Raw genomic sequence first — 10,039 nt, forward strand, 5'->3', positions numbered from 1 at the left:
GCGGACGCGGTCAAGTCGCCGAGGTGTACGGCGACTTGACCGACGCCGCCCACGTCTCCGTCGTCGTCCCCGGCTCCGACACCGACGCCACCGACTTCGCCCCCACCGCCACCATGGCCAAGAACCTCCGCGCCGCGACAGGCAACAGCAACCGCACCGCCGTCATCGCCTGGGCCGGCTACACCACCCCCGTCGGCGTCGGTCTCGACGCCGCCACCGCCGGCCTCGCCAAAGCTGGAGCCCCCCGGCTGACCCGCCTCACCGAGGGGCTGGAAGCCACCGGCGCACCCGAGCCCGTCCTCTTCTGCCACAGCTACGGCTCCGTCGTCTGCGGCCTCGCCGCCCACGACACCCCCTATACCTCCGACATCGTCGTCACCGGCTCCCCCGGCATGCACGCCGACACCGTCGACGACCTGCACACCGACGCCCGCGTCTGGGCCGCCAAGGACCCGGGCGACTGGATCGACCACGTACCGAATGTCGACATCGCGGGGGTCGGTCACGGCGAGGACCCGACCGATCCCGCCTTCGGCGCCCGCACCGTTCCCGCGCACGACGCCAAGGGCCACACCGGTTACTTCACCCCGGGCACGGAGTCCCTCCGTACCTTCGCCGCCATCGCGCTCGGGACGATGTGATGCGCGCCGCCACGCAAGCGAAGAGCCTCGTCCGGAAGATCGAGGCCCGCACCCCCGCCCACCGCGACCGTGCCATCGACGGCCTGCGCGCGCTCGCCCTGCTCGCCGTCCCCGTCGGCCACTGGCTGCTCGGCGGCTTCACCCTCGACGGGTCCGGCGCGCTGCACAACGCCAGCCCGCTCTCCTCGTTCGGCTTCTTCGCGCCGCTCAGCTGGGTGCTGCAGATGCTGGGGATCTTCTTCCTGGTCGGCGGGTACGCATCCGTGCTGTCCTTCCGCCGCCACACCGGCTCCACCACCCGGTGGATCAAGGCCCGGCTCGCACGCCTCGGCCGCCCGGTCCTCGGCGTCGCCGCCGCCTGCGCGGCGATGTTCCCGGTCCTTTACGGGCTCGGGGTGCCGAGCACCACCCTGCACACCGGGGCGACCCTCGTCATCCAGCCGCTCTGGTTCGTGGGCGTGTACGCGGCCGTCACCGCCCTCACCCCGTACTGCATCCGCGCCGCCCGCACGCTCGGCGCCTGGGCCGCCGCACCGCTCATCGGCGTGGTCGCCGCCGTCGACTTCCTCCGGTACGGGCCCTTCGCGGACGCCATGCCGTCCTGGCTCTCGCTGATCAACATCCTCCCGGGCTGGCTCTTCGCGTACCAACTCGGCGTCTCCTGGGGCGAGAAGAGGATCGGCAAACGGGTCGGCGCCTTCCTCCTCGTCGCCGGTACCGCACTCTTCGTCGCGCTCCTGACCGTCTTCCACTACCCGGCGTCGATGGTCGGCGTCCCCGGCGAGATCCGCACCAACTCCCACCCGCCGTCGCTGCTGGTCCTCGCGCTCGCCGCCGCCCAGTCAGGTGCGGCGATCCTCCTCCGCGACAAGATCGCCAAGCTCCTGGAGCGCCCCGCCCTCTGGGCCCCGGTCGTCATCGTCAACCTCTCCGCGATGACGATCCTGTGCTGGCACCAGATCGCGATGCTCGCCGCCGCGGTCCCCGCGTCCTTCGCCGGTCATGTCCCCGGGCTGACCACGGCCCCCGACACCCTCGCGTGGATCCTCCAGCGGCTCGCCTGGCTGCCGGTCTTCGCCGCGCTCCTCGCCGTCATCGCCCGATTCACCCGCGTCTTCGAGTCCCCCTGGACCAGGACGACGAAAACCCGCCGGGCAGCTGCGGGGCTGCTCGCGGCGGGCTTCGCGGTGTTCGCTCTGGGGCTGGCTTGAGTTTCCGTACGTACGGACTACTCGCGCGCCGCCGAAGTCGACGACATGTCCGGGTAGCGGTCGCCCGCGACCTGTCCGGCGATCGGCTCCAGCAGCGCCAGCTCCTCCGCGGAGAGCGTGAGCCGGGTCGCCCCGGTGTTCTCCAGGAGGCGGCTGCGCTTGCGTGTCCCCGGGATCGGCACGACCGCGAGGCCGTACACCTCGGCCCGCTGCTGCACCCACGCCAGGGCGACCTGCGCGGCCGTCGCGCCGTGCGCCGCCGCGATCTTGTGCACCGGCTCCAGCAGCGCCGCGTTCGTCTTCGCGTTGTCACCGCTGAAGCGCGGCTGGAACTTCCGGAAGTCGCTCCCGGACAGGTCCTTGCCCGCGTCCGCGAACGCACCCGTCAGGAAGCCTCGGCCCAGCGGGGAGTACGGCACGAAGCCGATCCCCAGCTCGGCGGCCGCGCCGACCGCGCTGATCTCCACATCACGCGAGAACAGCGACCACTCCGACTGCAGTGCGGTGATCGGGTGCACCGCGTGCGCCTCGCGCAGTTCGGCGCCGGTCACCTCGCTCAGCCCGAGGTACTTGACCTTGCCCGCCTGTACGAGCTCGGCCATCGCGCCGACCGACTCGGCCAGCGGGACCGACGGGACGCGCCGGTGCATGTAGTAGAGGTCGATGACATCGACACCGAGGCGGCGCAGGCTGTCCTCGACGGCCGTGCGGATGTACGCCGGGTCGTTGCGCAGGCCCCGGTAGTGCGGGTCGTCGGTCCGCTCCAGGGCGAACTTGGTCGCGAGGGTGATCTCGTCCCGGTGCGCGGCGACGAAGGGCGCGAGGAACTCCTCGTTGGCACCGCGGCCGTACGCGTCGGCGGTGTCGATGAGCGTGACGCCCGCCTCGACCGTGGCCTCCAGGGTGTCCCTGGCCGTCGTGTCGTCGGTCTCCCCGTAGAACTCGCTGATACCCATGGCGCCGAAGCCCTGGATGCCCACCTCGGGGCCTTCGGTGCCGAGCCGTACCTTGGTGATCTTCTCCGTGCCCATGCTGTTCAGTACCTCTCCGGCGCCCGCTGGGCGCCCGCATAAAAGTCGATCTTGAAGTCCAGTACGGCGAGCGTGTCCTGAAGTTCGGCGATGCGTGTGCGCACATCCCGCCGGGTCTGCTCCAGGAGCTCCTGCCGCGCTTCGAAGGTGTGCTCGCCCGCGCGGACGAGCTCGGCGTAGCGGACCATGTCCGCGACCGGCATCCCCGTCAGCCGCAGCTTGCCGACGAAGGCGAGCCAGTCCAGGTCGCGGTTGTTGAAACGGCGCTGGCCGGTGTGCGAGCGGTCGACGTCCGACATCAGACCGATCCTCTCGTACCAGCGCAGGGTGTGCGCGGTGAGACCGGTCCAGGTCACGACCTCGCTGATCGTGTACTTGTCCTGGCCCGCGGGTCGGGGATGTGCGTCCGGCGCCGAGGCGCAGACATCGGTCTTTGCGGATTCGGCTACGGCTGCGGGTGCGGTCTCCAGCACGGTCATGCGGTCCCAGCTCCTTCGTCCTCGCGACGACCCCAACGCTAATTCCTTGGAGTGCACTCGAAGCAAGCGCATTCGGGGAGAACTTTCCTTCCGGCCTTACTCTCGTACCCATGGAGAGCCTGGCGATGACCGAGAACTGGCCCGTGGACACCGCGGCGGCCGCCGTCGTACGAGGGGACGGCACCCTCGCCGGTGCGCACGGCCCCACCGCGCACCGCTTCCCGCTGGCCTCGGTCACCAAGCCGCTGGCCGCCTACGCCGCACTGGTGGCGTACGAGGAGGGCGCGATCGAGTTCGACGAGCCGGCCGGGCCCGACGGGGCGACCGTACGCCACCTCCTTGCCCACACCAGCGGTCTCGCCTTCGACGAACCGAGGGTGATGGCCGCCCCGGGCGAGCGCCGCATCTACTCCAACGCGGGCTTCGAGGCGCTCGGCGACCACATCGCCAAGGCCACCGACATCTCCTTCGCCGACTACCTCCACCAGGCGGTCCTCGAACCGCTGGGCATGACGGCGACGACCCTGGACGGCTCCCCCGCCAAGGACGGCGTCTCCACGGTCGAGGACCTCGTGAGGTTCGCCGCCGAGCTCCAGTCCCCGCGCCTGCTCGACCCGCGTACGGTCGCCGAGGCCACCTCCGTCGCCTACCCGGGGCTGAAGGGCGTCCTGCCGGGCTACGGGCTGCAGAACCCCAACGACTGGGGCCTCGGCTTCGAGATCCGCTCCGCCAAGTCGCCGCACTGGACGGGCAGTTCGTCCTCGCCGCGCACTTTCGGCCACTTCGGGCAGACGGGGACGTTCCTGTGGGTGGACCCCGAAGCGGGCGCCGCCTGCGTCGCGCTCACCGACCGCGCCTTCGGCCCGTGGGCGGTCGACGTCTGGCCCGCCCTCACGGATGCGGTACTGACTGAGCTCAGGCGGAGTTGAAGTCCCACATCAGGACCTCGGCGGGGGTCACGGCCGTCAGGTCGAGGCCCTCCGCGCGGGTGATGCGGGCCGCGTCGCCCGGGCCCAGCTCCTCGCCCCCGAGCGCGACTTCACCCCGTACGACATGGAGATACACCCCCGGCGCGTCCGGCACGGCCGTGCGCTCCCCCGCCGTGAGCCGGCGGACGTAGAGCAGCGCGCCCGCCGCGAGCACCGCGTACGGCGTGGAGTCCGCGATGCCGTGGACTATCTCGTAGGCGGGGTCGCCGCCCGGCACCAGCGGGGCCAGCCACATCTGGATGAAGGTCAGCGGCTCCGTGCCCTCGTTGCGCTCCGCGTGACGCACCCCGCCCGCCGAGGAGAGACGCTGGACGTCCCCGGGCCGTACGACCGTCGTGCGACCGGCCGAGTCGCGGTGCGTGAGCTCGCCTTCGACGACCCAGGTGACGATCTCGGTATGGCTGTGCGGGTGTTCGCCGAAGCCCGCACCCGGCGCGAGCCGCTCCTCGTTGCAGGCGATGACCGGGCCGAAGCGCAGATTGTCCGGGTCGTAGAAGGTGCCGAAGGAGAAGGCGTGGCGGGACTCGATACCGGCCGCCCGATCGCCGCCCGCAAACCGCTCGTCGGACCGCTGCACTGAAATCACGAAGCCCACCGTAGCCCCGCCACGACACGCTCCCGTCCCGATAAGGCAGTCTTGTCCACGTGCCCCAACCTGCAGCCAGTGCCCCGCACCCGCATGCCGCGACCCTGAAGCGCCTGGAGCAGTCCTCCGGCCGGCTCGCCGCCCATGCGATCGCCCGCATGGACGAGACGCTGCCCTGGTACCGGGCGATGCCCCCGGAGAACCGCTCGTGGATCGGCCTGGTCGCCCAGGCCGGTATCGCCGCGTTCACCGAGTGGTTCCGCCACCCCGAGACCCCGCAGGCCATCTCCACCGATGTCTTCGGCACCGCGCCCCGCGAGCTGACCCGGGCGATCACGCTGCGCCAGACCGTCGAGATGGTGCGCACCACCATCGAGGTCATGGAGACCGCGATCGACGAGGTCGCCGCCCCCGGCGACGAGTCCACGCTGCGCGAGGCACTGCTCGTGTACGCCCGCGAGATCGCCTTCGCGACCGCCCAGGTGTATGCCCAGGCCGCCGAGGCCCGCGGCGCCTGGGACGCACGGCTGGAATCCCTGGTGGTCAACGCCGTGCTGTCGGGCGAGGCGGACGAGGGCGCCGTCTCGCGCGCCGCCGCACTGGGCTGGAACTCCCCCGAGCACGTATGCGTGATCCTCGGCACCGCGCCCAACGGCGACAGCGAGCTGACGGTGGAGGCGATCCGCAGGGCCGCCCGCCACGCGAAACTGCAGGTCCTCACCGGCGTCCTGGGCGACCGCCTGGTCGTCATCGCGGGCGGCAGCGACAACCCGCTGCAGGTCGCGAAGGCCCTCATCGGCCCGTACGCGGCCGGTCCGGTGGTCGCCGGACCCGTCGTCCCCGACCTGCTCGCAGCCACCAAGTCGGCGCAGGCGGCTGCCGCCGGACTCAAGGCGTGCTCGGCGTGGCAGGACGCGCCCAGGCCCGTACTCGCGGACGATCTGCTTCCGGAGCGTGCGATCGCTTCGGACCCGGCCGCGCGGGAGCAGTTGGTGGAGGAGATCTACAGACCGCTGGAGGAAGCGGGCTCCGCTCTCCTGGAGACTCTGAGCGTCTATCTGGAACAGGCGAGCAGTCTCGAAGGGGCGGCCCGGATGCTCTTCGTCCACCCCAACACCGTGCGCTACCGGCTGCGACGTGTGACAGACGTCACCGGCTGGTCGCCCTCCGACGTGCGCTCGGCGTTCACTCTTCGTATCGCCCTGATCCTGGGGCGTCTGGCCGACGGAGATTCACAGCTCTAGACTTTTGTCGGACACCAACAATTACCCCGACGGTTCTTCGTCCCTGTCCCCACGGGCGTAGAGAGCCGTCCACAAGAGAGAGTGTGAGGGTGCTCGTACTCGTCGCTCCCGGCCAAGGCGCTCAGACGCCCGGCTTCCTGACTCCCTGGCTCGACCTCCCCGGCGCCGCCGACCGCATCGCCGCGTGGTCCGATGCCATCGAGCTGGACCTTGCCCTCTACGGCACCAAGGCCGACGCGGACGCCATCCGCGACACCGCCGTCGCCCAGCCCCTGCTGGTCGCCGCCGGTCTCCTCTCGGCCGCCGCCCTCGGCACTGTCGTCCCCGGCGCCGTCGCGGGCCACAGTGTCGGTGAGATCACCGCCGCCGTCTTCGCGGGCGTACTGGACGACACCGCGGCGCTGAAGCTCGTCCGCAGGCGCGGTCTGGCGATGGCCGAGGCCGCATCGGTCACGAAGACCGGCATGGCGGCGCTGCTCGGCGGAGACCCCGAGACCGTCCTGCCGCACCTGGAGAAGCTGGGTCTGACCGCGGCCAACGTCAACGGCGCGGGCCAGATCGTGGCCGCAGGGACCGCCGAGCAGATCGAGGCTCTGGTCGCCGACAAGCCCGAGGGCACCCGCCGGGTGATTCCGCTGCAGGTCGCGGGCGCCTTCCACACGCACCACATGGCCCCGGCCGTGGCGGAGCTCGGCAAGGCCGCACAGGACCTCGCCGTCGCGGACCCGAAGCTGACCTACGTCTCGAACAAGGACGGCAAGGCGGTCGCCACCGGCGCCGAGGTCATCTCGCGCCTGGTCGGCCAGGTCGCCAACCCGGTCCGCTGGGACCTGTGCATGGAGACCTTCCAGGAGCTCGGCGCGACCGCGCTCATCGAGGTCTGCCCGGGCGGCACCCTCACCGGCCTCGCCAAGCGCGCCCTGCCCGGTGTGAAGACCCTCGCACTGAAGACCCCCGACGATCTTGACGCTGCTCGCGAGCTCATCGCAGAGCACGCGGCAGCCTAAGGAGCCCGGAAGAGCATGGTGAAGATCAAGCCCAGCCAGGGCGCCCCGTACGCGCGCATCATGGGTGTCGGTGGCTACCGCCCGACCCGTGTCGTGCCCAACGAGGTGATCCTCGAGACGATCGACTCCTCCGACGAGTGGATCCGCTCACGTTCTGGCATCGCGACCCGCCACTGGGCCTCCGACGAGGAGACCGTGGCGATGATGTCGGTCGAGGCCTCCGGCAAGGCGATCGCGGACGCCGGGATCACCCCGGAGCAGATCGGCGGAGTCATCGTCTCCACCGTCTCGCACTTCAAGCAGACCCCGGCCGTCGCCACCGAGATCGCGGACAAGATCGGAGCGGGCAGGCCTGCCGCCTTCGACATCTCCGCGGGCTGCGCGGGCTTCGGTTACGGACTGACCCTCGCCAAGGGCATGATCGTCGAAGGTTCGGCGGAATATGTCCTGGTCATCGGCGTGGAGCGGCTCTCCGACCTCACCGATCTTGAGGACCGCGCGACGGCCTTCCTGTTCGGTGACGGCGCGGGTGCGGTCGTCGTCGGCCCGTCCCAGGAGCCGCGCATAGGCCCCACGGTCTGGGGTTCCGAGGGCGACAAGTCGGAGACGATCAAGCAGACCGTGCCGTGGAGCGACTACCGCGGCATCACCGCCGTGGAAGACCTCCCGGCCAAGTTCCCTGCGATCACGCAGGAGGGCCAGGCGGTGTTCCGCTGGGCCGTGTTCGAGATGGCGAAGGTCGCCCAGCAGGCGCTGGACGCGGCCGGAATCACCGCGGACGACCTGGACGTCTTCATTCCGCACCAGGCCAACATGCGGATCATCGACTCGATGGTGAAGACTCTGAAGCTGCCGGAGCACGTCACGGTCGCCCGTGACGTGGAAACCACCGGTAACACCTCGGCCGCCTCGATCCCGCTCGCAATGGAGCGGCTCCTGGCGACCGGACAGGCGAAGAGCGGCGACACCGCGCTCGTCATCGGCTTCGGGGCGGGTCTCGTCTACGCCGCGACGGTCGTTACCCTCCCCTAGGCACTGTCCGGATCCCCGGTCAGTGCTGCCACACCCCTGAATACGAACATCGAAGGAGCGCCATCATGGCCGCCACTCAGGAAGAGATCGTTGCCGGTCTCGCCGAGATCGTGAACGAGATCGCCGGTATCCCGGTCGAGGACGTCCAGCTGGACAAGTCCTTCACCGACGACCTGGACGTCGACTCGCTCTCCATGGTCGAGGTCGTCGTCGCCGCCGAAGAGCGCTTCGACGTCAAGATCCCCGACGAGGACGTCAAGAACCTCAAGACGGTCGGCGACGCCGCGAGCTACATCGCCAACCACCAGGCCTGATTCAGGCCGCGCGGCTGACGCCACCCCGCGGTGGCGCCGAGTCTGGCTCCCGTAGTCGTGTGATGTCCCTCCGGGCCACTTCCGCCGGACTGCTTGTCCGGCTGGGGGTCCGGGGGTCGTCCCCCGGGAAGAAACAGCAGATCCCTCTACACGTGGAGAAGAAATTCCAGTGAGCTCGACCAATCGCACCGTGGTCGTCACCGGTATCGGCGCAACCACACCGCTGGGTGGCGACAGCGCATCGACCTGGGAAGGTCTACTGGCCGGCCGGTCAGGCGTGAAGCCCCTCGAGGGCGAGCGCTTCGCCGAACTCCCGGTCCGTATCGCCGCCCCCGCGGCGGTCGACCCCAACGACGTGCTGCCCCGCCCGCTCGCCCGCAAGCTGGACCGCTCGGCGCAGTTCGCGCTGATCGCGGCCCGTGAGGCGTGGGCCGACGCAGGCTTCACCGGCAAGGCCGGCGACGACAAGCAGATCGAGCCCGAGCGGCTCGGCGCTGTCGTCTCCTCCGGCATCGGCGGCATCACGACCCTGCTCGACCAGTACGACGTGCTCAAGGAGAAGGGCGTACGCCGCGTCTCCCCGCACACCGTGCCCATGCTCATGCCCAACGGCCCGTCCGCCAACGTCGGCCTGGAGGTAGGCGCCCAGGCGGGCGTGCACTCCCTGGTCAGCGCGTGTGCGTCCGGCGCCGAGGCGGTCGGGTACGCGATCGAGATGATCCGCTCGGGCCGCGCGGACGTCGTCGTCGCCGGTGGCGCCGAGGCGACCATCCACCCACTGCCCATCGCGGCCTTCGCCAACATGATGGCCATGTCCAAGAACAACGACGAGCCGACGAAGGCCTCGCGCCCGTACGACAAGGCCCGTGACGGCTTCGTCCTCGGCGAGGGCGCCGGCATCGTCATCGTGGAGTCGGCCGAGCACGCCGCGGCCCGTGGCGCCAGGGTCTACTGCGAGGCCGTGGGCCAGGGGCTGTCCTCGGACGCCCACCACATCGCGCAGCCCGAGCCGTCCGGCCGGGGCATCGCGGCGGCCATGCAGCAGCTGCTCGACTCGACCGACCTCGAGCCGTCGGAGATCGTGCACCTGAACGCGCACGCCACCTCCACGCCGCAGGGTGACGTCGCCGAGATCAAGGCCCTGCGCAAGGTGCTCGGCGACGATCTCGACCATGTCGCGATCTCCGCCACGAAGTCGATGACCGGTCACCTGCTGGGTGGCGCCGGTGGCATCGAGACCGTCGCCACGGTCCTCGCGCTGTACACCCGGACTGCCCCGCCGACCATCAACGTCGACGACCTCGACGACGAAGTGGTCGCGGACATCGTGCGCGACGAGCCGCGTCAGCTGCCTGAGGGCACGATCGCGGCGATCAACAACTCGTTCGGGTTCGGTGGGCACAACGTGGTGCTGGCGTTCCGTTCGGTCTGACCGCTCGCGTTCTGAGGCCCGTCTCCCCTGATGGGGGGGGCGGGCCTCAGCCGTGTCCGGGGCGGTCTCCTCC

Annotated in this window: 11 protein-coding genes; 8 read left to right on the plus strand and 3 right to left on the minus strand. The window is 70.6% G+C overall.

Translation table 11 applies throughout. The annotated features are described in order from the left end of the window. Positions 1 to 641 (plus strand): alpha/beta hydrolase (locus tag J0695_RS00300; RefSeq protein WP_242552016.1); only part of this gene is annotated, 641 nt, incomplete at its 5' end. Continuing rightward, entirely contained in the window at positions 641 to 1,852 is a 1,212-nt protein-coding gene (locus tag J0695_RS00305) for an acyltransferase family protein (RefSeq protein ID WP_206958837.1), read from the plus strand. The genes J0695_RS00300 and J0695_RS00305, both read left to right, overlap by 1 nt. A 17-nt stretch (positions 1,853 to 1,869) precedes the next feature. Here J0695_RS00305 and J0695_RS00310 read toward each other — a convergent pair whose 3' ends face one another. Together J0695_RS00310 and J0695_RS00315 are read right to left on the minus strand one after the other, a co-directional pair. Next, positions 1,870 to 2,883, minus strand: coding sequence for an aldo/keto reductase (locus J0695_RS00310; protein ID WP_206958839.1), 1,014 nt, complete (start codon positions 2,881 to 2,883; stop codon positions 1,870 to 1,872). Positions 2,884 to 2,888: 5 nt separating this feature from the next. Beyond that, the gene (locus tag J0695_RS00315) at positions 2,889 to 3,362 is read right to left on the minus strand and encodes a MerR family transcriptional regulator (RefSeq protein WP_206958841.1); all 474 of its coding nucleotides are present in this window, start codon (positions 3,360 to 3,362) and stop codon (positions 2,889 to 2,891) included. A 110-nt stretch (positions 3,363 to 3,472) separates the two neighbouring features. Here J0695_RS00315 and J0695_RS00320 point away from each other — a divergent pair, with 110 nt between their 5' ends. Beyond that, entirely contained in the window at positions 3,473 to 4,291 is an 819-nt protein-coding gene (locus tag J0695_RS00320; protein WP_206958842.1) for a serine hydrolase domain-containing protein, read from the plus strand. On the opposite strand, the gene J0695_RS00325 is transcribed toward J0695_RS00320, so the two are convergent. After that, on the minus strand, positions 4,278 to 4,937 hold the full coding sequence (locus J0695_RS00325; protein WP_372445669.1) for a pirin family protein: 660 nt from the start codon (positions 4,935 to 4,937) through the stop codon (positions 4,278 to 4,280). The two genes, J0695_RS00320 and J0695_RS00325, sit on opposite strands and share 14 nt — an antisense overlap. A gap of 59 nt (positions 4,938 to 4,996) precedes the next feature. On the opposite strand from J0695_RS00325, the gene J0695_RS00330 reads away from it, so the two are divergent. The 5 genes from J0695_RS00330 to fabF all read left to right on the plus strand — a co-directional run bounded on the left by J0695_RS00330 (position 4,997) and on the right by fabF (position 9,966). Then, positions 4,997 to 6,181, plus strand: a complete 1,185-nt coding sequence (locus J0695_RS00330) for a PucR family transcriptional regulator (RefSeq protein ID WP_206958844.1) — start codon at positions 4,997 to 4,999, stop codon at positions 6,179 to 6,181. Between the two features lie 89 nt (positions 6,182 to 6,270). Beyond that, complete coding sequence (locus tag J0695_RS00335) at positions 6,271 to 7,188, plus strand: ACP S-malonyltransferase (RefSeq protein WP_206958845.1); 918 nt, start codon at positions 6,271 to 6,273, stop codon at positions 7,186 to 7,188. Between the two features lie 15 nt (positions 7,189 to 7,203). Further along, entirely contained in the window at positions 7,204 to 8,220 is a 1,017-nt protein-coding gene (locus J0695_RS00340; RefSeq protein WP_206958847.1) for a ketoacyl-ACP synthase III, read from the plus strand. Between the two features lie 65 nt (positions 8,221 to 8,285). Next, on the plus strand, positions 8,286 to 8,534 hold the full coding sequence (locus J0695_RS00345) for an acyl carrier protein (RefSeq protein ID WP_206958848.1): 249 nt from the start codon (positions 8,286 to 8,288) through the stop codon (positions 8,532 to 8,534). A 169-nt stretch (positions 8,535 to 8,703) separates the two neighbouring features. Next, a complete protein-coding gene (fabF, locus tag J0695_RS00350) occupies positions 8,704 to 9,966 on the plus strand; it encodes a beta-ketoacyl-ACP synthase II (protein WP_206958850.1) in 1,263 nt (420 codons plus the stop codon). Positions 9,967 to 10,039 lie beyond the last annotated feature (73 nt).

This window comes from Streptomyces beijiangensis, assembly GCF_017315755.1.
Classification (GTDB): Bacteria; Actinomycetota; Actinomycetes; order Streptomycetales; family Streptomycetaceae; genus Streptomyces; species Streptomyces beijiangensis.